At 61.7% G+C, this 25233-nt stretch carries 22 protein-coding genes and 1 other RNA gene; 5 read left to right on the plus strand and 18 right to left on the minus strand.

Translation table 11 applies throughout. The features are described 5' to 3' along the window. Positions 1–6: 6 nt before the first annotated feature. From M5B44_RS12575 to M5B44_RS12595, 5 genes are all read left to right on the plus strand, one after another. Entirely contained in the window at positions 7–684 is a 678-nt protein-coding gene (locus tag M5B44_RS12575; protein WP_003228008.1) for a heavy metal response regulator transcription factor, read from the plus strand. Next, positions 674–2038, plus strand: a complete 1365-nt coding sequence (locus tag M5B44_RS12580; RefSeq protein ID WP_114885418.1) for a heavy metal sensor histidine kinase — start codon at positions 674–676, stop codon at positions 2036–2038. The genes M5B44_RS12575 and M5B44_RS12580 overlap by 11 nt, the downstream gene beginning before the upstream one ends. A gap of 121 nt (positions 2039–2159) precedes the next feature. Beyond that, entirely contained in the window at positions 2160–2381 is a 222-nt protein-coding gene (locus M5B44_RS12585; protein ID WP_248739342.1) for a hypothetical protein, read from the plus strand. 196 nt (positions 2382–2577) lie between these two features. Further along, entirely contained in the window at positions 2578–3894 is a 1317-nt protein-coding gene (locus M5B44_RS12590) for an OprD family porin (RefSeq protein WP_248739343.1), read from the plus strand. A gap of 112 nt (positions 3895–4006) precedes the next feature. Beyond that, positions 4007–5515: a sensor domain-containing diguanylate cyclase gene (locus M5B44_RS12595; protein ID WP_248739344.1), complete on the plus strand. Its 1509-nt coding sequence runs from the start codon at positions 4007–4009 to the stop codon at positions 5513–5515. Between the two features lie 61 nt (positions 5516–5576). Here the strand turns inward: M5B44_RS12595 and lpxC are convergent, their stop codons facing one another. The 18 genes from lpxC to rsmI form a co-directional block, all read right to left on the minus strand. Beyond that, positions 5577–6488, minus strand: coding sequence for a UDP-3-O-acyl-N-acetylglucosamine deacetylase (gene lpxC / locus M5B44_RS12600; RefSeq protein WP_065261513.1), 912 nt, complete (start codon positions 6486–6488; stop codon positions 5577–5579). 112 nt (positions 6489–6600) lie between these two features. Beyond that, positions 6601–7797, minus strand: a complete 1197-nt coding sequence (gene ftsZ / locus M5B44_RS12605; RefSeq protein WP_085709356.1) for a cell division protein FtsZ — start codon at positions 7795–7797, stop codon at positions 6601–6603. A gap of 67 nt (positions 7798–7864) precedes the next feature. Further along, positions 7865–9124 (minus strand): cell division protein FtsA, encoded by a 1260-nt coding sequence (ftsA, locus tag M5B44_RS12610; protein WP_065261511.1) that lies wholly within the window; start codon positions 9122–9124, stop codon positions 7865–7867. A 15-nt stretch (positions 9125–9139) separates the two neighbouring features. After that, on the minus strand, positions 9140–10006 hold the full coding sequence (locus M5B44_RS12615; protein ID WP_085709355.1) for a cell division protein FtsQ/DivIB: 867 nt from the start codon (positions 10004–10006) through the stop codon (positions 9140–9142). Positions 10007–10010: 4 nt separating this feature from the next. Continuing rightward, complete coding sequence (locus M5B44_RS12620; RefSeq protein ID WP_248739345.1) at positions 10011–10985, minus strand: D-alanine--D-alanine ligase; 975 nt, start codon at positions 10983–10985, stop codon at positions 10011–10013. Then, positions 10982–12442, minus strand: a complete 1461-nt coding sequence (gene murC / locus M5B44_RS12625) for a UDP-N-acetylmuramate--L-alanine ligase (RefSeq protein WP_085709353.1) — start codon at positions 12440–12442, stop codon at positions 10982–10984. Before murC ends, M5B44_RS12620 begins: the two co-directional genes overlap by 4 nt. Further along, positions 12435–13505, minus strand: coding sequence for an undecaprenyldiphospho-muramoylpentapeptide beta-N-acetylglucosaminyltransferase (gene murG, locus M5B44_RS12630; RefSeq protein ID WP_085709352.1), 1071 nt, complete (start codon positions 13503–13505; stop codon positions 12435–12437). The genes murC and murG overlap by 8 nt, the downstream gene beginning before the upstream one ends. Continuing rightward, positions 13495–14712 carry a putative lipid II flippase FtsW gene (gene ftsW, locus M5B44_RS12635; RefSeq protein ID WP_085709351.1) on the minus strand — a complete coding sequence of 406 codons (1218 nt, stop codon included), beginning with the start codon at positions 14710–14712 and terminating at the stop codon, positions 13495–13497. Before ftsW ends, murG begins: the two co-directional genes overlap by 11 nt. Next, positions 14709–16055: a UDP-N-acetylmuramoyl-L-alanine--D-glutamate ligase gene (gene murD, locus M5B44_RS12640; RefSeq protein WP_114885424.1), complete on the minus strand. Its 1347-nt coding sequence runs from the start codon at positions 16053–16055 to the stop codon at positions 14709–14711. Before murD ends, ftsW begins: the two co-directional genes overlap by 4 nt. Positions 16056–16060: 5 nt before the next feature. After that, positions 16061–17143 (minus strand): phospho-N-acetylmuramoyl-pentapeptide-transferase, encoded by a 1083-nt coding sequence (gene mraY / locus M5B44_RS12645; protein WP_015096766.1) that lies wholly within the window; start codon positions 17141–17143, stop codon positions 16061–16063. Beyond that, on the minus strand, positions 17143–18510 hold the full coding sequence (locus M5B44_RS12650; protein WP_248739346.1) for a UDP-N-acetylmuramoyl-tripeptide--D-alanyl-D-alanine ligase: 1368 nt from the start codon (positions 18508–18510) through the stop codon (positions 17143–17145). Before M5B44_RS12650 ends, mraY begins: the two co-directional genes overlap by 1 nt. Continuing rightward, the gene (locus M5B44_RS12655; protein WP_248739347.1) at positions 18503–19966 is read right to left on the minus strand and encodes a UDP-N-acetylmuramoyl-L-alanyl-D-glutamate--2,6-diaminopimelate ligase; all 1464 of its coding nucleotides are present in this window, start codon (positions 19964–19966) and stop codon (positions 18503–18505) included. The genes M5B44_RS12650 and M5B44_RS12655 overlap by 8 nt, the downstream gene beginning before the upstream one ends. Beyond that, positions 19966–21705, minus strand: a complete 1740-nt coding sequence (locus M5B44_RS12660) for a peptidoglycan D,D-transpeptidase FtsI family protein (protein WP_170931600.1) — start codon at positions 21703–21705, stop codon at positions 19966–19968. The genes M5B44_RS12655 and M5B44_RS12660 overlap by 1 nt, the downstream gene beginning before the upstream one ends. Continuing rightward, entirely contained in the window at positions 21705–21998 is a 294-nt protein-coding gene (gene ftsL, locus M5B44_RS12665) for a cell division protein FtsL (RefSeq protein WP_007956777.1), read from the minus strand. Before ftsL ends, M5B44_RS12660 begins: the two co-directional genes overlap by 1 nt. Further along, positions 21995–22942: a 16S rRNA (cytosine(1402)-N(4))-methyltransferase RsmH gene (rsmH, locus tag M5B44_RS12670; protein WP_412546968.1), complete on the minus strand. Its 948-nt coding sequence runs from the start codon at positions 22940–22942 to the stop codon at positions 21995–21997. Before rsmH ends, ftsL begins: the two co-directional genes overlap by 4 nt. Then, on the minus strand, positions 22939–23394 hold the full coding sequence (gene mraZ, locus M5B44_RS12675) for a division/cell wall cluster transcriptional repressor MraZ (RefSeq protein ID WP_248739348.1): 456 nt from the start codon (positions 23392–23394) through the stop codon (positions 22939–22941). The genes rsmH and mraZ overlap by 4 nt, the downstream gene beginning before the upstream one ends. A 403-nt stretch (positions 23395–23797) precedes the next feature. Beyond that, positions 23798–24151, minus strand: an RNA gene (rnpB, locus tag M5B44_RS12680) — RNase P RNA component class A. Positions 24152–24224: 73 nt separating this feature from the next. After that, positions 24225–25130: a 16S rRNA (cytidine(1402)-2'-O)-methyltransferase gene (rsmI, locus tag M5B44_RS12685; protein ID WP_248739349.1), complete on the minus strand. Its 906-nt coding sequence runs from the start codon at positions 25128–25130 to the stop codon at positions 24225–24227. Positions 25131–25233 lie beyond the last annotated feature (103 nt).

Consider the following 25233-nt stretch of genomic DNA (forward strand, 5'->3'; position numbering starts at 1 on the left):
CGGGTCATGCGCGTCCTGATTATCGAAGACGAAGAGAAAACCGCGGACTATCTGCACCGCGGCCTGACGGAACAGGGTTACACCGTGGATCTGGCCCGCGACGGCGTCGAGGGCCTGCATCTGGCGCTGGAAAGCGACTACGCGGTGATCGTCCTCGACGTCATGCTGCCGGGCCTCGACGGCTTTGGCGTACTGCGCGCCTTGCGTGCGCGCAAACAGACGCCGGTGATCATGCTCACCGCCCGCGAACGGGTCGAAGACCGGATCCGGGGGTTGCGCGACGGCGCCGACGATTACCTCGGCAAGCCGTTTTCCTTCCTCGAACTGGTGGCGCGCCTGCAAGCACTGACCCGGCGCAGTGGCGGCCATGAACCAGTGCAAGTGAGCATCGCCGACCTGTGGATCGATCTGATCAGCCGCAAGGCGACCCGCGCCGGCACCCGGCTGGATCTGACGGCGAAAGAGTTTTCGCTGCTCAGCGTACTGGCCCGGCGTCAGGGCGAAATCCTGTCGAAAACCGCGATTGCCGAGATGGTCTGGGACATCAATTTCGACAGCGACGCCAATGTCGTCGAAGTCGCGATCAAGCGTCTGCGGGCCAAGCTCGACGGGCCGTTCGACGAGAAACTGCTGCACACCATTCGTGGCATGGGTTATGTGCTGGAGAGCCGCGGTGTCCAGTAACTCCATCGCCCTGCGCTTGAGCGGGATGTTCACGTTGGTGGCGCTGCTGGTGTTTCTGTTGATCGGCGGCGCGCTTTATCAACAAGTGGACAAGGGCCTGGGGCTGTTGCCGGAAGCCGAGCTGGATGCGCGCTACAGCGTGCTCGAATCCACCGTTGGCCGTTACGGCACGCCCGAGCATTGGGTCAAGATCAACAGCAAACTCAAGCTGCTCGGCGAAGAAGACAAGCGCATCAGTTTCTGGATCAGCAGCGGCGATCCGCAGTACGAGTACGGCGATTTCACCCCGCAGATTCGCGAATTCGCCAATGGTCCGCTGGGCATGCGCGACCTGCAATTGCCCGGTCAGCCCTACCCGTTGAAAGTGCTGGTCAGCCAATTCCCGGCCAAGGACCAACGCCCGCCCCTGCGGTTCATGATCGGCATCGACACCGAGACCTTTCACCAGACCCAGCACAACCTGCTGATCGCCTTGATCGGCCTGGCGATTGTCGGCGTGCTGCTGGCCTCGGCACTGGGTTACTGGGTAGCGCGAATCGGCCTCAAGCCGCTGATCAAACTGTCCCATGAAGCCCAGCGTCTGGCGCCGCCGCTGCGGGCCGGGCGCTTGCGTCTGTCGCCGCTGCCGCCGGAGCTGGAACAGTTTGTCGATTCGTTCAACTCGACGCTGGAACGGGTCGAACAGGCGTATTCACGGCTGGAATCGTTCAACGCCGACGTGGCTCATGAGCTGCGCTCGCCGCTGACCAACCTGATTGGCCAGACCCAGGTCGCCCTGACCCGTGGGCGCTCCGCCGAGCATTATTTCGAAGTGCTGCAATCCAACCTCGAAGAGCTGGAACGCCTGCGCTCGATCATCAATGACATGCTGTTTCTGGCCAGCGCCGATCAGGGCAGCAAGGCTACCAAACTGACCTCCACGTCGCTGGCCGACGAAGTAGCGACCACCCTCGAATACCTCGATTTCATCCTCGAAGATGCACAGGTCCAGGTCCATGTGAGTGGCGACGCACAGGTGCAGATCGAGATCGCCCATCTGCGCCGGGCGTTGATCAATCTGCTGAGCAACGCCGTGCAGCACACCGCGCCGGGACAGGTGATCGAAGTGCAGATCACGGTCGAGGAACACCAGGTCAGCATCGGCGTGGCCAACCCCGGTGCGCCGATTGCCAGCGAGCATCTGCCACGGCTGTTCGAACGCTTCTACCGGGTCGATGCGTCGCGCAGCAACAGTGGCAATAACCACGGGTTGGGGCTGGCGATCGTCAAGGCGATTGCGCTGATGCATGGTGGGGATGTGTTTGTGCGCAGTGATCGCGGCATGAACACTTTTGGTATTCACCTTCCGGTCTGAAGACAGGGATCGTTGCCATTCCCGCAACAGTCATTTATGAAAATCACGCTGTTTCCCGGTGCCCGGCAACCTTATCTTTGCCCGCACCAAACAGCACTTGCCAAGCAAGAAGGTTTTCAAGATGTCCAACAGTATGGGTATTGCCAGCGCTTTCGTTTTGTCCTCATTGATCCTGTCGCCAATGGCGATGGCTGAAGAATCGCAGTCGTTCGTAGCGCACAACGTCGCTCGCGCCCAGGCATTCGATCAGCATCAGGCAGAAATGATGGCCAAGGCCCAGGACGCCACGCAAGCCCCTCAGGCCGCAACTTCCCAGGCTCAGGCAGCCGAGAAAGACAGCTGAGTCACGCACCACGCAACGTTTCCCTCGACGCGGTTGTTTGGCTCTTCCCGTTCAACCGTCGTCCTTCCAGGCCACTGATTTTCAGTGGCCTTTTTTCGTTGTGGTGTGAAAGCGGTCCGGTTCGTCTCTTACAATTAGAAACATCCAGCACCTCAAGACATTGAAGTGTCAGTTGACCCAAGGAGCTTTACCGCAAGTGCGTTACCCAGTCCGCTTTACCCCGCTGTTCATTGCAATCGCCGCAACGATTGCCCCCACCGCCCACGCCGCCGAAGCCGAAAAGGAAGGTTTCGTCGAAGGTTCGAGCCTCAACCTCAACGCCCGCAACTACTACATGAATCGCAACCGCCTGCAGAAACAGGACGACAACATCGAGTGGGGTCAGGGTTTCCTCGGCAAATTCCAGTCGGGCTACACCGAAGGCACGGTCGGTTTCGGCATCGATGCCCACGCCATGCTCGGGCTGAAACTCGACGGTGGTGGCGGCACGGACAACTCCAGCATCCTGCCGGTCAGCGATGGCAACGGCAAAGCGCCGGGCTCGTTCTCCACGGCGGGCGGCACGCTGAAAATGCGCGCGTTCGATACCGAGCTGAAGGCCGGTGACCTGTTCCTCACCAATCCGGTGATCGCTGGCGGTGAAAGCCGCATGCTGCCGCAGACCTTCCGTGGCGTCAGCCTGACCAACCACAGCTTCGACGGCTGGATGATCGAAGGCGGCCAGGCCAGCTTCACCAAGCCGTACAACCAGAGCGGCCACAAACGCATCGGCACCTCGTACGGCACCCTCGCCGACGGCGACAAGAGCCAGCACCTGAACTGGGCCGGTGTGTCCTGGAGCGGCGTCGAAGGCCTGACCAGCAACCTGTATGCCGCCGAGCTGAAGGACATCTGGAACCAGTACTACTACGACCTCGACTACACCTGGGCGCTGAACGATCTGGTGAGCCTCAACCCGGGCCTGCACTTCTATCACACCCAGGACACCGGCGACGCGCTGCTGGGCAACATCGACAACAACACCTACAGCCTGCATTTCACCGTCGGCATCGGCAGCCACAGCGTCACCGCCGCGTACCAGCGAGTCAACGGCAACACGCCGTTCGACTACATCAGCCAGGGCGACAGCATCTACCTCGACAACTCCCAGCAGTACTCGGACTTCAACGGCCCGAACGAGCGCTCGTGGAAACTCAAGTACGCCTACGACTTCGCAGGCGTCGGTCTGCCCGGCCTGACCTCGGCAGTGTCCTACTCCCGCGGCACGCTGGACCTGACCAAAGTCGACCCGGACAGCAAGGGCTACGCCTCGTGGTACAGCGCCGAAGGCCGCAACGCCAAGCACTGGGAACGCGACATCGACCTCAAGTACGTGGTGCAGAGCGGCCAGGCCAAAGACCTGGCGGTACGTTTGCAGTGGGCGACCAACCGTGGCGGCAACGGTTACGGCGCACTGGACACGGATACCGATGAATACCGAGTGATCATCGACTACCCGATCAACGTCTTCTAAGATCGGCGCTACAGTTGAAAGGCCAGCCTTATGCGCTGGCCTTTTTCTTGCGTGTGCGGCAGCGACGTTTGTACAACTACGCTTATAAGACTCTTCAACCGATAACCCAACCATGATCGCGAGCCGTACCCCTCCCGCTGCGGGCAAGACCGGACGTCCCGAGCTGCTGCTGATTCTCGGCAGTCTGCTGAGCGTGTTCGCGATTGTGTGCATCGTCACTTTTCTGCTGATTCGCGAGCACGCCAATGCCCAGGAGTCGGCGACTCGCAGCGCCACCACCATCGCCCAACTGATCGACGCCGACGTGCTGCGCACCGTCGAACTGTACGACCTGACCCTGCAAGGGCTGATCGCCGCCGCCCAGCGTGACGACCTGAAAAACGTGTCGCCGCAGATCCGCCACCTGGCGCTGTTCGACCGCTCCACCACCGCCCGTTTCAAGGGCGACATTCTGCTGCTCGACAAGCATGGCGAGGTCATCGCGGACTCCTCGCGGGTCGAACCGCTGCCGGGCAATTTCGCCGACCGCGACTACTTCCTCGCCCACGCCTTCAACCGCGACGCCGGCATGTTCATCAGCCGCCCGTTCAAGCCCCGTTGCGATTGCGACGACGCCAACCAGTGGCGCATCAGTTTCAGCCGGCGCATTTCCTCGGACACCGGGGAATTCCTGGGCGTAGCGGTGGCGTCAATGAAGCTCGACTACTTCGACCAGTTGTTCAACAGCCTCGACATCGGCGTCGACAGCACCCTGAACATCATCAACAACGACGGCATCCTGCTGGCCCAGAAGCCTTATCTGCAAAGTGATTCGATCGGCAAGAGCTTCGCCGCCCGTCCCAATGTGGTGCGGATTCTGCGCGACCGCAGCGGCAATGGCAGTTTCAACAGCATTTCGAGCATGGATCACCAGCAGCGGCTGTACACCTATTCCCAGGTCGGCAACCTGCCACTGACAGTGATCGTTGCACTATCAAGTGAGGAAGTGTTCGGCGCGTGGAAACGCACGGCGATTCTGATCAGCGGCGCCACTGGAGTACTCTGCCTCGGCCTGCTGTGGCTGACCTGGCTGCTGGCCCGGGAGCTGCGCCTGCGGCAACGGGCCGAACGAGAACTGGCGCAACTGGCCGCCACCGATGCCCTGACCGGTGTCGCCAACCGGCGCATGCTTGATCAGTCGTTGCGGCACGAGTGGTTTCGCGCCCAACGCTCGGGCAAATCGCTGTCGTTGCTGATGATCGACGCCGATCACTTCAAGGCCTTCAACGACCGCCACGGCCATCAGGCCGGGGATCAGGCCCTGCGTGAACTGGCCAGGGTCATTACCGCCAACGTGCGACGCCCGGCGGATCTGGTGGCGCGTTATGGCGGTGAAGAGTTCTCGGTGATCCTGGCCGAGACCGACAGCGTCGGCGCGCAACAGATAGCCGAGCATGTGCGGGCCGCCGTCGAGCAATTGCCGCGGATGGCGGGCGATGAAATGCCGATGACGGTGAGCATCGGTATCAGCACCTGGACGGTGGCGAGTGAAATCAGTCTGGAACAACTGTTGTTCGCGGCGGACCGGGCGCTGTATCAGGCCAAGGAAGGTGGCCGGAACCGAGTGGTGCTGGCGTCCTGAACACAGGCATAAAAAAAGGCCACCCAAAGGTGGCCTTCAAAAAACTAGAGAGGTTTTTTACTTACACTGCCGCAACCGGGCGCATGTAAGAGATCGGTGCAGTGCTGGCGTCTTCGAACGTCACGACTTCCCAGGCATCTTTCTGCTCAATCAGTTTGCGCAGAAGCTGGTTGTTCAGTGCGTGGCCGGACTTGAAGCCCTTGAACTCACCAATCAGGCTGTTGCCCAGCAGGTACAGGTCGCCAATTGCATCGAGGATCTTGTGCTTCACGAATTCGTCTTCATAGCGAAGGCCGTCTTCGTTCAGTACGCCATCGGCATCGACCACGATTGCGTTTTCAACGCTGCCGCCGAGTGCGAGGTTGTGCTTGCGCAGGTACTCGATGTCACTCATGAAACCGAAAGTACGGGCGCGGCTGACTTCTTTTACGAACGAAGTGCTGGAAAAATCCACGCTTGCACTTTGGGTGCGGTCCCGGAAAACCGGGTGATCGAAATCGATCTCGAAGCTCACCTTGAATCCGTCGAAAGGGACGAAAGTGGCGCGCTTGTCGCCGTCTTCCACTGTCACTTCACGCAGGATGCGGATGAATTTCTTGGCTGCGTCCTGTTCTTCCAGGCCTGCCGATTGAATCAGGAATACGAAAGGTCCTGCGCTACCGTCCATGATCGGGACTTCGGACGCGGAGAGCTCGACGTAGGCGTTATCGATGCCCAGGCCAGCCATGGCCGAGAGCAAGTGCTCTACCGTGTCTACTTTGACGTCGCCGTTAATCAGCGTCGTCGACATAGTGGTTTCACCGACGTTTTCCGCGCGGGCAGGAATCTGCACCACAGGGTCGAGGTCAGCGCGACAAAACACAATGCCAGTGTCGACAGGCGCAGGCTTGAGGGTCAGGTAGACCTTCTCCCCGGAGTGCAGGCCTACACCTGTGGCACGGATAATATTTTTCAGTGTGCGTTGTTTAATCATGGCTTGGGCCGCTTCAGCGCAAATTGCGAACTGGTATCAACAAAGGCTGGCGATAATAGCAGACCGAGCCTTTGCTGAACACCAATCACCTTCATAGCCCTGATACATTCCATCAATCAGCCTGACGACGCAGGAAAGCCGGGATGTCCAGGTAGTCCAGGTCATCTTGCGGATTCATCTTCGCGGCAGTCGCGGCACCGGCCTGAGCCTGGTTGCGCATGACGGTCGGACGGTCCAGGTCACGGTAGTTCACAGCAGGTTGTTCCTGACGCGCAGGAGCCTGTTGCTGCACCGGAGCGGAAGCCATGGTGGTGTGAACGGTGTTGTCGATGACCTTCACAGGCTTCTCGATTTTCGCGCCCAGACCGGTGGCAACCACAGTCACGTGCAGTTCGTCGCGCATGTCCGGATCGATAACGGTACCGACCTTGACCATCGCGTGCTCGGAGGCGAAGGCTTCGATGATCGAACCCACGTCGGAGTACTCACCCAGGGACAGGTCAGGACCGGCGGTGATGTTCACCAGGATGCCGCGTGCGCCTTGCAGGTTCACGTCTTCCAGCAGCGGGTTGCGGATGGCCGCTTCGGTGGCTTCACGTGCACGGTTCGGACCGCTGGCGCAGCCAGTGCCCATCATCGCCATGCCCATTTCGCTCATCACGGTGCGTACGTCGGCGAAGTCGACGTTGATCATGCCCGGACGCTTGATGATGTCGGAGATACCGCGAACGGCACCGGCCAGTACATCGTCAGCCTTGGCGAAAGCCGACAGCAGGCTGGCGTCTTTACCGAGGATGGTCAGCAACTTCTCGTTGGGAATGGTGATCAACGAGTCGACGCTTTCGGAGAGCATGCGGATGCCTTCGTCGGCGATCTGCATACGCTTGCGGCCTTCGAACGGGAACGGACGGGTCACGACCGCAACGGTCAGGATGCCCATTTCCTTGGCCACTTCGGCGATGATCGGCGCTGCACCGGTACCGGTACCGCCACCCATGCCGGTGGTGATGAACACCATGTTGGTGCCGGCCAGCACTTCAGCGATGCGCTCGCGATCTTCCAGCGCAGCCTGACGGCCGACCTCCGGGTTGGCGCCGGCGCCCAGGCCTTTGGTCACGCCGGTGCCCAGTTGCAGGATGGTGCGCGCGCCGATGTTTTTCAGCGCCTGAGCATCGGTGTTGGCGCAGATGAACTCAACGCCTTCGATGTTGCTCTTGACCATGTGGTTGACAGCGTTGCCGCCGCCACCGCCAACACCGATAACTTTGATTACCGGGCTTGCGGGGATGTTGTCTACGAGTTCGAACATTTTCCCTCTCCTTACATTCTCTAGTTTTTTCGCCTACTGCATTTTGTTGCGGTGTTGCGGTAAAGCTTTAGAAGTTGCCTTGAACCCACTTCTTCAAACGGTCCAGCAACGGTGCCTGTGGCTCGTCGTTGCTGTAGCTGTCGCGGCTGCCGATGCCCGAGAACGAGATCCCGTCGGACTGCTTCTGCAGGCCGTACATCAACAAGCCCACGCCAGTGGAATAGATCGGGTTGCGCACCACATCATCCAGGCCCTTCACGCCGTGCGGTACACCGAGGCGTACCGGCATGTGGAAGATTTCCTCGGCCAGTTCGGTGGCGCCTTCCATCTTCGACGTACCGCCGGTCAGCACGATGCCGGCCGGGATCAGGTCTTCGTAGCCGCTGCGACGCAGCTCGGCCTGGATCAGGGTGAACAGTTCGTCGTAACGCGGCTCGACCACTTCGGCCAGGGCCTGACGGGACAGTTCGCGCGGCGGACGGTCGCCGACGCTCGGCACCTTGATGGTTTCGCCGGCACCGGCCAGTTTGGCCAGGGCGCAGGCGTAGCGGATCTTGATCTCTTCGGCGTACTGGGTCGGGGTGCGCAACGCCATGGCGATGTCGTTGGTCACCTGGTCACCGGCAATCGGGATCACGGCCGTGTGACGGATCGCGCCTTCGGTGAAGATCGCGATGTCGGTGGTGCCGCCGCCGATGTCGACCAGGCACACGCCCAGTTCTTTTTCGTCATCGGTCAGGACCGAATAGGCCGACGCCAGTTGCTCGAGAATGATGTCGTCGATTTCCAGACCGCAGCGACGCACACATTTTTCAATGTTCTGTGCGGCGTTGACGGCGCAGGTGACCACGTGGACCTTGGCTTCCAGACGCACGCCGGACATGCCCAGCGGCTCGCGCACGCCTTCCTGGTTATCGATCACGTAGTCCTGCGGCAAGGTGTGCAGCACGCGCTGGTCAGCCGGGATCGCCACGGCCTGGGCGGCGTCGAGCACGCGCTCCAGGTCAGCCGAGCTGACTTCGCGGTCGCGGATCGCCACGATGCCGTGGGAGTTCAGGCTGCGGATGTGATTGCCCGCCACGCCGACGAACGCCGAGTGAATGCGGCAGCCCGCCATCAACTGGGCTTCTTCGATCGCGCGCTGGATCGATTGCACGGTGGACTCGATGTTCACCACCACGCCTTTCTTCAGGCCGCGGGACGGATGGGTACCGATCCCGACGATATCGAGCGTGCCGTCGTCCGCAACCTCGCCGACCAGCGCCACCACCTTGGAGGTGCCGATATCGAGACCGACGATCATTTTGCCGCTTTGCACGTTTGCCATGGGTCCTGCCTCTTCTTAATTCTTTGCGACAGCGGGTTGGGCTGTCGTCGGCGCTACTGGTTCCCGCCAGCCAACAGCGAGGCCGTTGGCGTAGCGCAGATCGATACGCGCAATGTTCGTAATCTGGTCTTTAAGCGTCTTGTCGTAGATGGCAATGAAGCGGCGCATCTTTTCCACCAGGTTGCCGCGTCCCAGCAGCAACTCGATGCCGGGGCCGGAACTGCCGGCACCGGTGGTCAGGAACCAGCTGCCACGTTCACGCAGTTCCAGGCGCGCGATCGAGAAGCCCAGCGGCCGGAGCATCTGGCTCAGTACCTGGTATTGCTGCATCACTTGCTGCTGGGCCCGCTGCGGACCGAACAGCTGTGGCAGGTGTTCGTAGTTCGCCAGTTCCTTGGGCGTGAACGCCTGGCCCTGGTTGTTGAGCAGCGACTCGTCGCCCCAACGGGCCACGGGCAATTGCTCTTCGAGGCGGATCACCACCTGGTCCGGCCACACGCGACGGACTTCGGCGTGGGCGATCCACGGCATCTGCTCCAGTTCCGAGCGCATGCTGGCCAGGTCGATGGTGAAGAAGCTCGACGCCACGTACGGGGCGATTCGCTGCTGCACCGCCTGCTGGCTGATGTAGCTCAGGTCGCCCTGCACGGCGATCTTGGTGATCGGCCGGTCGGCGTATGGCAACAGACGCTGCGCACCTTCGTAGGTACCAAACCCGAGCGCCACCAGCAGCACCGGCCAGAACAGGCTTTTCAGAAAGCCGAAATTGGCTTTCGGCAGGCGCGCGGACATCGGCTCTTTGGCCACCATTCGGCTGGCACCCCGCGGCACCGGCTTGCGACCGGGAGCGGGTGGCTGATGTCTGAGCTGTGCGCCTTGCATGGTCTTAACCTCGCGCCTCTTTATGGCCATCGGCATCGACACTGGCGGCCAGGATGGCCAGGACCAGTTGCTGGAAATCCAGACCGGCCGCTTTCGCCGCCATCGGTACCAGGCTGTGGTCGGTCATGCCGGGAGCCGTGTTGACTTCCAGGAACCAGAATTTGCCGTCAGCGTCCTGCATTACGTCCGCCCGGCCCCAACCGGCGATACCCAGCGCCTCGCAGGCTTGCGCCGTGAGGTCCATGAGTTCTTTTTCCTTGGCGGCATCGAGCCCGCACGGAATCCGATACTGGGTATCGTTGGCGATGTACTTGGCGTCGTAGTCGTAGAACGTGTGTGGCGTACCCAGGGCGATAGGAGGCAACACCTGGTCACGCAGGGTGGCGATGGTGAACTCCGGACCGTGGATCCATTGCTCGACCAACACTTGCGAATCGTAGGTACTGGCCGCTTTCCATGCGTCGATCAACTCGGACGCAGAACTCACTTTGGCCATCCCGATACTTGAACCTTCATGCGCCGGTTTGACGATCAAAGGGAAGCCCAGTTCCGTCGCCGCCGAAATACAATCGGCCTCGCTGCGCAGCACGGCGTGACGCGGCGTCGGAATCCCCAGCGTATGCCAGACCTGCTTGGTGCGCAGTTTGTCCATCGCCAGCGCCGACGCGAGGATGCCGCTGCCGGTGTACGGAATGCCGGCCACTTCGAGCAGGCCCTGCATGCTGCCGTCTTCACCGCCACGACCGTGGAGGATGATGAACGCGCGGTCGATCTTTTCGCTCAGCAGACGCTGCAGAATGTCGGCACCGACGTCGATCCCGAACGCGTCCACACCGGCGCTTTGCAGCGCAGAGAGCACGGCGTTGCCGGACTTCAGCGAGACTTCACGTTCGGCACTCAGGCCACCGAACAGCACGGCGACACGGCCGAAGTCTTTCGGGGCAATGGTGGAGAACAGGTTGGCGTAGGCAGCAGTCATTTCAACTTCCCCTCGACCGGTGCGGCCACGGCACCGGCGAACAACTCGCTTTTCAACAGTTTCGGTGCGAGACCACCGATGTCACCGGCGCCCTGGCACAGCAGAATGTCGCCGGCACGCAGCAGCGGCTTGACCAGCGGCGCCAAGTCGACACCGCGCTCGATGTAGATCGGGTCCAGCTGACCGCGCTGACGGATGCTGTTGCACAGCTTGCGGCTGTCGGCGCCCGGGATCGGCTCTTCGCCGGCCGGATAGACTTCCATCAGCAGCAGCACGTTGGCGTCGGCCAGTACATTGACGAAGTCGTCGTACAGGTCACGGGTGCGGCTGTAGCGGTGCGGCTGGTAGACCATCACCAGACGGCGCTCAGGCCAGCCACCGCGTACGGCCTTGATCACGGCCGCGACTTCGGTCGGGTGGTGACCGTAGTCGTCGACCAGCATCACGTTGCCGCCGTCCACCGGCAGTTCGCCGTAGACCTGGAAGCGTCGGCCGACGCCCTGGAACCCGGACAGGCCCTGGACGATGGCTTCATCGCTGACGCCTTCGTCGGTGGCGATGCAGATGGTCGCGAGGGAATTGAGCACGTTGTGGTTGCCCGGCATGTTCACGGACACATCCAGCGGCTCGCGATCAGGGCGCAGCACGGTGAAGAAGGTCTGCATGCCCTGCTGGCGCACATTGATGGCGCGCACGTCGGCGTCTTCGCTGAAGCCGTAGGTGACGGTCGGACGCTTGACCAGCGGCAGGATTTCACGCACCACCGGATCGTCCAGGCACATCACCGCCAGACCGTAGAACGGCAGGTTGTGCAGGAACTCGACGAAGGTTTTCTTAAGTTTGTTGAAGTCGCCGTCGTAGGTCGCCATATGGTCGGCGTCGATGTTGGTCACCACAGCCACCAGCGGTTGCAGGTGCAGGAAGCTGGCGTCGCTCTCGTCGGCCTCGGCGATCAGGTAGCGGCTGGTGCCGAGCTGGGCATTGGTGCCCGCGGCATTCAGACGGCCACCGATGACGAACGTCGGGTCCAGGCCACCGGCGGCGAACACCGAAGCGATCAGGCTGGTGGTGGTGGTCTTGCCGTGGGTACCGGCGACGGCGATGCCGTGGCGGTAGCGCATCAGCTCGGCGAGCATCTCGGCACGCGGCACCACCGGAATACGGCGCTCAAGGGCAGTCGCGACTTCCGGGTTGGAAGTGTTCACGGCACTCGACACCACCAGCACGTCGGCGGCAGCGGCGTTCTCGGCACGGTGACCGATGAAGATCTGCGCACCGAAGGATTCCAGACGCTCGGTGACCGGCGAAGCCTTGAGGTCGGAGCCGGACACGGCGTAACCCAGGTTCAGCAGCACTTCAGCGATACCGCACATGCCCACGCCGCCGATCCCGACGAAGTGGATGCGACGGATGCGGCGCATTTCCGGTTGTGGCATGGCTTTCTGATTCTCAACCATGGGCCACCTCCAGACAGGTATCGACCACGCTGCGGGTGGCTTCGGGTTTTGCCAGACGGCGGGCCGCTCGGGCCATTTCTTCGAGTCGTTGCGGTTGCATCAAGACCTCTGTCAGGCGCGCGGCAAGGTCCGCGGCACCAGTCGTTCTTTGCGGCATCAGGAAGGCAGCGCCTTCGCGGGCCAGATAATCGGCGTTGCGGGTCTGGTGATCGTCGATCGCATGGGGCAAGGGCACCAGCATCGACGGCAGACCGGCGGCGGCCAGCTCGCTGACGGTCAGTGCGCCGGCACGGCACACCACGATGTCAGCCCAGCCATAGGCCTGAGCCATGTCCTTGATGAAGGGCTGCACCTGCGCGTCCACGCCGGCGGCGCGGTAGCGCTCTGCAGTCACTTCATCGTGATTTTTGCCGGCCTGATGAAACACTTCCGGACGCAAATCGGCTGCGACTTGCGACAGGGCTTCAGGCAGCAACTTGTTCAACGGTTCTGCGCCCAGGCTTCCGCCCAGGATCAGCAAACGCGCCTTGCGTCCGGCCAGTGCCGCACGCGGTGTTTCGAGGAACAGCTCGCTGCGCACCGGGTTGCCGGTGGTACGGCGGCTGTCCGACAGGGTAAAGGTGTCGGGGAACGCTTCACACACCCGGGCGGCGAACGGCACCAGCAACCGATTGGCGGTGCCGGCCACGGCGTTCTGCTCGTGAACGATCACCGGCACGCCGGCCAGTTTGGCGGCGATGCCACCAGGACCGGTCACATAACCACCGAATCCGACCACGCACACCGGACGCAGGCGGCGAATGATCGCCCGCGCCTGCCACACCGACTTCAGCAGCATGAACGGCGCCTTCAGCAACGACAGCTTGCCCTTGCCGCGCAGGCCGGTGGCGTTGATGCGATGCAATTCAAGGCCGGCGGCCGGCACCAGATCGTTCTCGATCCCCCGTGGCGTACCCAGCCAGTGCACGGTGTAGCCGCGCGCCTGGAATTCACGGGCACAGGACAGTGCCGGGAACACGTGGCCGCCGGTACCGCCGGCCATGATCAATACGTTAGCGCCCATGGTTCGGCTCCTCGGCGAAGTCGCTCTCATGGAATTCCATCTCTTCACTGCCCAGGTGGGTCCGGCTCTCCCACTCGATCCTCAGCAACAGGCCAAGGCAGGCGCAGCAGATCACCAGGGAACTGCCGCCATAACTGAGGAACGGCAAGGTAAGGCCCTTGGTCGGCAGCAGGCCGACGTTCACGCCGATGTTGATCAGGAACTGACCGATCCACAGGAACGACAGGCCGTAGGCAACATAAGCGGCAAAAAACTGTTTGGCTTTTTCGGCCCACAGACCGATGTACATGCCGCGAATACACACGAACACGAACAGCGCCACGGTGCACAGCGAACCGACAGCGCCCAGCTCTTCGGCCAGTACCGAGAACACGAAGTCGGTGTGGGCTTCCGGCAGGTAGAACTGCTTCTGCACACTGTTGCCCAGACCAACGCCCAGCCACTCACCGCGACCAAAGGCGATCAAGGCCTGGGACAATTGATAGCCCGCGCCGAACTGGTCGGCCCACGGGTCGGCGAAGTTGGTCAGACGCGCCATCCGGTACGGCTGCATCTGGATCAGCAGCACCACCGCCGCCACCGCCAGCACCACCATCAGAGAGAACCGGAACAGTCCGACCCCGCCCAGAAACAGCATCGCCGCCGCAGCGCCCATCATCACGACGGTTGCGCCGAAGTCCGGCTCCATCAGCAACAGGCCCGCCATCGGCAGCAGCACGATGAACGGCTTGAAGAAGCCCATCCAGCTCTCGCGCACTTCCTTCTGGCGACGCACCAGATAACCGGCGAGGTAAATCACCACGAACACCTTGGCGATCTCGGACGGTTGCACGTTGAAGAAGCTGAAGCCGATCCAGCGCATCGAACCGTTCACCTCACGGCCGATCCCCGGGACGATCACCATCACCAGCAGACCGAACGCACCGATCAGCATCATCCAGCCCAGGCGCTGCCAGGTGGCGATCGGAATCATCATGGTGACGATGCACGCGCCCAGGCCCAGCACCACGTAGATCAGGTGACGGGTCATGTAGTAGAGCGCGCTGCCCGACTGCACTGCACCCACTTCGGTGGATGCGGAAGCAATCATGATCAGGCCCAGGCCGAGCAGCGCCAGGCATCCGGCGAGCATCGGGAAGTCGAGGTCGATCCCGCGCCCGGTGATGATCGGCGACGGATACGGCTTGATGATGTTTCGCAGGCTCATGCCAGATCCTCCACGGCGCGGACGAACTGGTGACCACGGTCTTCGTAATTCTTGAACATGTCGAAACTGGCGCAGGCCGGTGACAGCAGCACTACGTCACCCGGCTGGGCGGCGGCGCGGCATTTTTCGACGGCGTCGATCAGTGTGGTGGCGCGAATCAGCGGCACGGCATCGCCAATGGCCTCGCCGATCTTGTCGGAATCGCGGCCCATCAGGATCACGGCACGGCAATGGGCCGCCGCCGGGTCACGCAGGTCCTTGAACTCGGCACCCTTGCCGTCGCCGCCGGCGATCAGCACGACCTTGCCGCTGATGTCCGCGCCCAGGCCTTCGATGGCCGCCAGTGCGGCACCAACGTTGGTGGCTTTGGAATCGTTGTAGTAACCGACGCCGTCCAGGTCACGCACCCACTGGCAGCGATGTTCGAGGCCGGCAAAGTTGCGCAGGGCCGCGAGCATGGCGTCGAACGGCAGACCGACCGCATGGCCGAGCGCCAGCGCCGCCAGGGCGTTGGACTGGTTGTGGGCGCCGCGAATCTTCAGTTCACGCACCGGCATCAGGTTCTGGAATTCGAAGGCCAGGTATTTCTCGCCATTCTCTTCGCGCAGGCCGAACGCCTTGAAATCGGGTTTGGTCAGGCCGAAGGTCCAGCATGGCTGGCCCTCGCCCATCAGCGGCCGGGTCAAGGCATCCTGACGGTTGACCACGAACTGTTTCGCGCCACGGAAGATCCGGTGCTTGGCCAGGTGATAGGCCGGCAGGCCGCTGTAGCGATCCATGTGGTCTTCGCTGATGTTGAGCACGGTCGCCACTTCGGCGTTGAGCTGGTCGGTGGTTTCCAGCTGGAAGCTCGACAGCTCCATCACGTACAGCTCGACGTCATCGCTGAGCAGATCCAGCGCCGGCGTACCGAGGTTGCCGCCCACGGCCACGCGCTTGCCGGCCGCAGCCGCCATCTCGCCGACCAGGGTGGTGACGGTGCTTTTCGCGTTGGAACCGCTGATGGCCACAATCGGCGCCTTCGCGTTACGCGCGAACAGCTCGATGTCGCCGGACAGCTTCACGCCACGGGCCGCGGCGGCTTGCAGGGCCGGGGTCGCCAGCGCCAGGCCGGGGCTCACGTAGAGCTCGTCGGCACGGCACAGGAACTCGACGTCCAGCTCGCCACAACGCACTTCCACGTGCGGATAGTCACGCTGGAGCGTGGCCAGTTCCGGTGGATTTTCCCGCGTATCGGCCACCGCAAACGCCACGCCCCGGTTCGCCAGGAAGCGAACCAGGGACATGCCGCTCTTGCCGAGGCCGACAACGATGCGGAAGTGGTCAGAAGCGATCAGAGACACTCGTTCTACCTCAGCTTCAGGGTGGCAAGGCCGATCAGCACGAGAATCACGGTGATGATCCAGAAACGGACGATCACGCGCGGCTCGGGCCAGCCCTTGAGTTCAAAGTGGTGGTGGATCGGAGCCATGCGGAACACACGGCGACCGGTCAGCTTAAAGGAAGCCACCTGAATGACGACTGACAGGGTTTCCATCACGAACACGCCGCCCATGATGAACAGGACGATTTCCTGACGGACGATGACCGCGATGGTGCCCAGGGCTGCGCCCAGCGCCAGTGCGCCGACGTCACCCATGAAGACTTGTGCCGGATAGGTGTTGAACCACAGGAAGCCCAGGCCGGCACCGATCAGTGCGCCGCAGAATACGATCAGTTCGCCCGCGCCCGGTACGTACGGGATCAACAGGTATTCAGCGAATTTCACGTTACCCGACAGGTAGCAGAAGATGCCCAGGCCACCGCCGACCATCACCGTCGGCATGATCGCCAGACCGTCGAGGCCGTCGGTCAGGTTGACTGCGTTGCTCGAGCCGACGATCACGAAGTAGGTCAGCACGATGAAACCGGCGCCCAGCGGAATGCTGTAGTCCTTGAGCATCGGCAGGATCAGGGTGGTTTCCACCGGCGTGGCGGCAGTCATATAAAGGAAGATCGCCGCGCCGAGGCCGAACACCGACTGCCAGAAATATTTCCAGCGGCTTGGCAGACCACGGGAGTTCTTCTCGATCACTTTGCGGTAGTCGTCGACCCAGCCGATGGCGCCGAACAGCAGGGTCACCAGCAGCACGACCCACACGTAACGGTTGCTCAGGTCAGCCCACAACAGGGTGCTGACACCGATGGAGGACAGGATCAGTGCGCCGCCCATGGTCGGCGTACCGGATTTGGACAGGTGCGATTGCGGACCATCGTTACGAACCGATTGGCCGATCTGACGGTTCTGCAGGGTGCGGATCATCCACGGGCCGTAGCACAGCGACAGGACCAGCGCGGTCAGCACACCGAGGATCCCGCGCAGGGTCAGGTACTGGAAGACCGCGAAGCCTTTGTAGAACTGTTGCAGATACTCCGCTAGCAGCAGCAGCATTAATGTTTCTCCAGACTGGACCCGCACAGGGCCGCAACGATGTTTTCCATCGCTGCGCTGCGCGAACCCTTGATCAAAATAGTGGTGTTTTTGTCGTGCTCGGCGCCGAGGGCCTGGATCAGTTCGGCCTGCGTGCCGAAGTGATGCGCCTCTTGGCCGAATGCGTTCACGGCGTGGACCATGTTCGGCCCGACGGCGTAAAGCGCGGAAACCTTGCCCCGGGCGTATTCGCCCACGTCGCGGTGCCCCTGCTCCGCCCAGTCGCCCAACTCGCCGATATCCCCGAGCACCAGGACGGTGCGGCCGGAAAAGCCGGCGAGTATATCAACGGCCGCGCACATGGAGGTGGGGTTCGCGTTGTAAGTGTCATCGATCACGCGCATGCCGTTTTTCGCCAGTTGCGCGACGGTGCGACCCTTGACCGGTTGTACCGCGCCAAGCCCGGTGGCGATGCCGAACAGCGACACGCCCAGGGCGTGAGCGGCGGCGGCGGCGGCCAGGGCATTGGCGACGTTATGGGTGCCGAGCAGGTTCATCTGAACCCGTTCCACACCTTCAGGACTGTGCAGGTTGAACGCCGGGCAGCCACGGGCATCGGTGGCCAGGTCGCTGGCGTGGAAATCCGCTTGCGTGTTGCTCAGGGCGAAGGTCAGCACCTTGCGACCGGCAGCGCGGGTCTTCCAGATACCGAACGCCTTGTCATCGAGATTCAGCACGGCAATGCCATCGGCCGCCAGCCCTTCGATGATTTCGCCCTTGGCTTCGACGATTTTCTCCGGCCCGCCGAACTCGCCAACGTGAGCGGTGCCGGCGTTGTTGAGAATCGCCACGTGCGGCTTGGTCAGCCCGACGGTGTAGGCGATTTCACCCAGACGCGACGCGCCTAGCTCAATCACCGCCGCGCTGTGTTCCGGAGCAAGTTCGAGCAGGGTCAGCGGTACGCCGAGGTCGTTGTTCAGGTTGCCACGGGTCGCGTGCACCGAGCCGCGCGTGCGCAGGATGCTCGCGAGCATTTCCTTGACCGTGGTCTTGCCGCTGGAGCCGGTCACGGCCGCAACCGGTTTGGTGAACGCGGCACGGTTCAGTGCACCCAGCTGACCGAGGGCCTGGCGGGTGTCCTTGACCAGCAGTTGCGGCAGCGTGCTGTCGGCGACTTCGCGCTCGACCAATGCAGCAACGGCGCCTTTGGCGGCGACTTCATTCAGATAGTCATGACCGTCAAAACGCGGACCGGTCAGGGCGATAAACAGTTGGCCGGCCTTGATGGCGCGGCTGTCGATGCTCACACCGTCGAAGCTTGCGTCCGCGCTGATCAAACGCGCGTCGAGTGCGTTGGTCAGTTCGCTGAGTTTCAGGGCCTTAAGCATGGGCCACCTCCCACGCGGTCAGGGCATGATCAGCCTCGACCAGATCAGAGAATGCGTGGCGCTCGCCGTTGATTTCCTGATAGTCCTCGTGACCTTTGCCGGCCAGGACGACTACGTCATCCGCCGAGGCACTGGCGATCAGTTGTGCGATGGCCTGGCCGCGCCCGGCCACGAATGTCACGTTATCCACAGCCGTGAAGCCGGCGCGGATATCATCGAAAATCACCGCTGGATCTTCGGTACGCGGATTGTCATCGGTGACCAGCACGCGGTCGGCCAGACGCTCGACCACTTCGGCCATCAGCGGACGCTTGCCGCGATCGCGATCACCGCCACAGCCGAACAGGCACAGCAACTGGCCTTTGACGTGCGGACGCAATGCGGTGAGGACTTTTTCCAGCGCATCCGGGGTGTGGGCGTAATCGACCACCACCAGCGGCTGGGTGCCGCCGCCGAGACGCTGCATGCGTCCGGCCGGGCCTTCGAGTTTCGGCAGCACCTTGAGGATTTCGTCGAGGGCGTAGTCCAGACCGAGCAAGGCACCGACGGCAGCCAGTACGTTGCTCAGGTTGAAACGGCCCAGCAATGTGCTGCGCAGATGATGTTCGCCCTGCGGCGTGACCAGCGTGGCGCGCACGCCATGGTCATCGAACTGTGCTTCGCGGACATACAGATAGGCGCTGCTGTCGAGCAGGCTGTAAGTGATCAGGCGCGACTCACGTTTTTCCGCGGCCAGTTGCCGGCCGAAATCGTCATCCAGATTGACCACGCGGCACTTCAAGTCATTCCAGGCGAACAGCTTGGCCTTCGCTTCGGCGTAGGCTTCCATGGTGCCGTGGTAATCGAGGTGATCGCGGGACAGGTTGGTCATCACCGCGACGTCGAACGCCAGTGCAGTGACCCGGCCCTGATCCAGGCCGTGGGACGAAACTTCCATGGCCACAGCTTTGGCGCCAGCCTTTTTCAGGTCGCCCAGGGTCGCTTGCATGGCAATTGGATTCGGCGTGGTGTGCAGGCCACTTTGCAGCGAACCGTGGAAACCGGAACCCAGGGTGCCGACGATGCCGCAATGCTGGCCGAGCAGATCCAGGGCCTGTGCGACCAATTGGGTCACGCTGGTCTTGCCGTTGGTACCGGTCACGCCCACCAGATTCAGGTGATGACTCGGCTCACCGTAAAAACGACCGGCGATATCCGACAACTGCGCCGCCAGGCCTTTGACCGGAATCAGCGGCACGTCAGTGATCGGCAGCACGGTGGCGCCTTCCACTTCGTAAGCAACCGCCGCGGCGCCACGAGCCAGTGCATCGGCAATGTGCGCACGACCGTCGAACTTGCCGCCCGGCACCGCGAGGAACAGGTCGCCCGCGCGTACGTTGCGGCTGTCGAGTGCCAGTTCACGGATCAACAGATCGTGGCCGGCGTGGGGGAAAATCTTGTTCAGACTAAGAGACATCAGCCGCGCCCTCCATTGGCTTTCAGCGGAACAGCCGGGGTGGCATTGGCCTGCTGGGTGTTCGGCAGGTTGTCCGGGGTAACGTTCATCAGACGCAGGGTGCCGGACATCACACGGCTGAACACCGGCGCCGAAACCAGACCACCGAAGTAACCGGCCTTGGTCGGTTCATCGATCACCACGACGATGGCATAACGCGGATCGCTCATCGGGCCGAAACCGGCGAACAGCGAGCGATAGGAGTTTTCGGCATAACCCTTGGTGCCCACCGAGGTCTTGCGCGCCGTACCCGACTTGCCGGCCACGTGATAGGCGGGAACCTGCGCACGGAATACGCCGCGCGGGGCTTCGATTACCTGTTGCAACATGCCCTGCATGGTTTTCGCCACGGCTTCCGGCAGCACTTGGGTGGTCTGCGGCGCCTTGTCGGTTTTGATCAGGGTCAGCGGTGCGAGACGACCGTTGTTGGCCAGTGCCGAGAATGCGTGCACCAGCTGGATCGCGGTCACCGAAACACCGTAGCCGTAGGACAGCGTTGCGGTTTCAGCCTTGCGCCACTCGCGGTAGTTCGGCAGGTTGCCGACACGCTCGCCCGGGAAGCCGAGGCCGGTGTCCTGGCCGAGGCCGACTTTCTGTGCCAGACGGAAAATGGTTTCGCCGCCGATATCGAACGCGACCTTACTCATGCCGACGTTACTGGAATTGATCAGAATCCCGGTCAGGTCGAGTACCGGACCTTCGGTCTTCGATACGTCCTTGATCGTGTATTTGCCGATCTGCAGCGAACCCGGATACACCTCGACGGTGTCGCTCGGTTTCCAGCGGCCGGTCTCGATCGCGGCGCTCATCGAGATCGCTTTCATGGTCGAACCCGGCTCGAACACGTCGATCATCGCGCGGTTACGCATCATCGCCGGTTGCAGATTGCGACGGTTGTTCGGGTTGTAGGTCGGCTGGTTGACCATGGCGAGGATCTCGCCGGTCTTCACGTCCATGATCACCAGACTGCCGGCCTTGGCGCCGTTCTCGATGATCGCGTTGCGCAGCTCGCGGTTGGCCAGGTATTGCAGGCGCAGGTCAATGGACAACGCCAAGGGCTTGCCGGCCTTGGCGTTCTTGGTGACCTGGACATCCTTGATCAGCCGACCGCGCCGATCCTTGATGACCTGCCGCTTGCCGGGTACGCCGGCCAGCCACTCGTCGTAGGCCAGTTCGACACCTTCACGACCGTGGTCATCGATGTCGGTGAATCCGACCATGTGCGCGGTGACTTCACCGGCCGGATAGAAACGGCGGAATTCTTCGATGCCGTAGACGCCAGGCACTTTCAGGTCGAGCACAGCCTGGCCCTGCTCGGGGGTCAGCCCGCGCACCAGATAAATGAATTCTTTGTTGGCCTGGGCTTCAAGACGCTCGGCCAGGGCTTTCGGATCCTGGCCCAGAGCAGCGGCGAGTGCCGGCCACTTTTCCTTGGCCAGCTGCATTTCCTTGGCGTTGGCCCACAGAGTGGTCACTGGGGTACTCACGGCCAGAGGCTCGCCATTGCGGTCAGTGATCAGGCCACGGTGTGCCGGGATCGGAATGTGACGAACGCTGCGCGCATCGCCCTGCCCCTTGAGGAAGTCACGGTCGATAACCTGCAGGTCGATGATGCGCCAGCAGATCGCGGCCACCATCACGCCGAGCAGACCGACGACCAGACGGAAGCGCCACGGGAACAGAGCCCCTTCGAGTTTCATCATGGCGCCACCATCTTCACGTCAGCCGCGCCAGGGATGTGCATCTTCAGTTGTTCGGTGGCCAGCACTTCGATCCGGCTGTGGGCGGTCCAGGTGCTTTGCTCGAGAATCAGGCGCCCCCACTCGGCCTGCGCCTTGTCGCGCACGCTGAGTTCGTTGTAAAGGGTATTGAGCAACTGCCGGTTCCAGTGGGCGCTATAGGACACGCCGATGGCCGACACGAGCACGCCGATGAACAGCAGCAGCATGAAAAAGCTGCCGCCAGGCAGTGGCTTGGCGAAAAGCTTGCTCACCGCAGCTTCTCCGCGACGCGCATGACGGCGCTACGGGAACGTGGGTTGGCTTTGAGTTCGGCGTCGGAGGCCGTCTGCGCTTTGCCATGGATCTTGATTTTCGGTTCGAACGCAACGTGGCGAACCGGCAGGTTGCGCGGCAGGTTGTCGGCTTCGCCTTTTACCAGCTTGCGCATGAACAGTTTGACGATGCGGTCTTCCAGCGAGTGGAAGCTGATCACGACCAGACGGCCGCCGATTTCCAGGGATTCCAAAGCGGCTTCGAGGCCCGCTTCCAGATCGCCCAGCTCGTTATTGACGTGAATGCGCAAGCCCTGGAATGCACGGGTTGCCGGGTTCTTGCCCTTTTCCCACGCCGGGTTGGCGACTTTCAGCACTTCGGCCAGATCGGCGGTGCGCTCGAACGGCGTGATGTCACGACGTTCGGCCACGGCGCGAGCCATGCGACCGGAGAATCGTTCTTCGCCATATTCCTTGAACACCCGGGCGATTTCTTCCACAGGCGCGGTGTTGACGAACTCGGCCGCGCTGATGCCACGGGACGGATCCATGCGCATGTCCAGCGGGCCATCGTTGAGGAAACTGAAACCGCGCTCGGCATCATCGAGCTGCGGCGAAGACACGCCGAGGTCGAGCAGAATGCCGCTGACCTTGCCGTCCAGACCGCGCTCGGCAACCACCGAACCCAGCTCGGCAAAGCTGCGCTGCACAACGACAAAGCGGCCGTCTTCGGCCGCTAGCGTTTGCCCGGTGGCAATCGCTTGTGGATCTTTGTCGAATCCGATGAGCCGGCCATCAGGCCCGAGCTTGCTGAGGATCAACCGGCTGTGCCCGCCGCGCCCGAACGTGCCGTCCAGATAGCAGCCATCAGGACGTACGGCGAGAGCCTCGACGGCTTCGTCAAGCAGTACGGTGATGTGGTTAAAGCCGCTATCAATAGTCACAGGATCAGATCACGCAGTTCATCAGGCATGGCGCCCGGTTGTTGTATGGCAGCCAGGTCAGCGGCAGAAACCACGTTCCAGGCATCTTCGTCCCACAGTTGGAACTTGTTCAGTTGACCGACCAGCATCGCGCGCTTGTCCAGCTTTGCGTATTCGCGCAGGCGCGGCGGCACCAGAAAACGACCACTGCCGTCGAGTTCGAGGTCGACGGCGTTACCAATCAATAAACGTTGCAGACGACGGTTCTCTTCGCGGAGCGAAGGAAGCGCGCGCAACTTGGTTTCAATAATTTCCCACTCATCGAGCGGGTAGACACACAGGCACGGATCAACGGCATCAATGGTCACGATCAACTGGCCGGAACTACGCGAAACGAGCTCGTCACGGTACCGGCTCGGCATGGCGAGACGGCCCTTTGCGTCGAGACTGATAGCGTTAGCTCCGCGAAACACGTCTGCGTTTCTCCAATTTTTATCGTTTTGAGCTCAAAAAACCCACTTCATGCCACTTTCCGCCACTTGCGCACACTATAGGAATGCGCCCACCACACCGTCAAGGCGCGGATCAAAGGAAAACCCTTACAGAACGGAGATTTAGGAGCATAAAAGGAGGAGCAACGAGAATCTGGCGGATGCTTTTATCCAATAACTTGAGACAGCACTGATAGCTGCGCTCGAAAGTTAAAGTAATTTGTTAAGAGTAAGATTTTTTCGGTATTACAAAAGCGCTTCTGCTGTTGATTGAAGCAAGGTGGGAAATGGCTATTACTGCGGTTGCCGCTGCCGGATTTCCAGAGCAGGCCTGCTGATAATAAACAGCCCTGTCGCCTTTAATTCAAGCAGGGAAAAGAAAAAGGTGGAGAGTCGATCTGTAAGCCGGGTTCTGTCTTGAACAGTCATTCGTCTACGATGGCCATCACTGGACATCTTTAGCAACCTACCCGGTCCCAGCGCGGGCCACGCCTTGGGACCCTATTTGGTCTTGCTCCAAGTGGGGTTTACCTAGCCACGAACTGTTGCCAGACGTGCGGTGCGCTCTTACCGCACCTTTTCACCCTTACCGGCGCCGAAGCGCTTAGGCGGTTATTTTCTGTGGCACTTTCCGTAGGCTCACGCCTCCCAGGCATTACCTGGCACTTCGCCCTATGGAGCCCGGACTTTCCTCCCCCCCCTAATTTTCATAGAGGGCAGCGACTGTCCGATCGACTCTCCGCCGCGCAGGTTAACGGCAGAGCGCCCGAAGAACAAGCGCTAATAGCCCGCAAACCGGTCTGCGCGACGGGTTACGCGCCTTTTTGCTGATCCAGCGCCACCTGATACAGCACGTTTTTGCGCTCACCGGTGATTTGCGCTGCCAAAGCTGCAGCACGTTTGAGCGGCATCTCTTCGAGCAACAGATTGAGGATGCGCATCGCCTCGCTGCTGACGGCATCTTCGGATTCCGGCGCAGTCCAGCCAGCCACTACAACAACGCATTCACCACGCTGCTGATTGCTGTCCGCCTCGACGAATGCCCGCAACTCGGCCAGTGGCAGGCCCTTGAGGGTTTCAAAGGTCTTGGTGATTTCACGGGCGAGCAATGCCGGACGATCAGCGCCGAACACGGCTTCCATATCTTGCAGACATTCGAGAATACGATGCGGCGCCTCGTAGAAAATCAGCGTGCGCGGCTCTTCCTTGATGGCTTCCAGACGCGCCTTGCGCCCAACAGCCTTGGCCGGCAGAAAACCTTCGAAGATGAAACGGTCGGATGGCAGACCGGCCGCCGACAATGCCGCGATCAACGCACAGGCACCCGGCACCGGCACCACATTGATCCCGGCGGCACGCGCCTGGCGCACCAGGTGATAACCCGGATCGGAAATCAGCGGCGTACCGGCATCGGAAATCAGCGCGACGTTGTCGCCAGCCAGCAGGCGAGTGATGAAACGACTGCCCTCATCACGCTCGTTGTGTTCATGACAGGCCGCCAGTGGCGTAGTGATGCCGAAGTGCTGCATCAGACGCTGGGAGTGGCGCGTGTCTTCGGCGGCGATCAGCGCCACTTCGCGCAGGATCTTCAACGCCCGGGCGCTGATATCGTCCAGGTTGCCGATGGGCGTCGCCACCACATAAAGCGAGCCCGCAGCGGAATTCAAAGCACCTGGAGCAGTCAAAGCGCACACCTCATGATCGGTAAAAGCCGCCATTGTAGCGCGTCACGCGCCCGGCGATGCGCTCGCGGCAGACACGGTTTGTCGCACCATTGTGCGGTCGCGCAACATTTACATCAGCTAAATTGACGGTTTCACA

Source organism: Pseudomonas sp. MWU12-2029 (assembly GCF_023242425.1).
Classification (GTDB): domain Bacteria; phylum Pseudomonadota; class Gammaproteobacteria; order Pseudomonadales; family Pseudomonadaceae; genus Aquipseudomonas; species Aquipseudomonas kribbensis.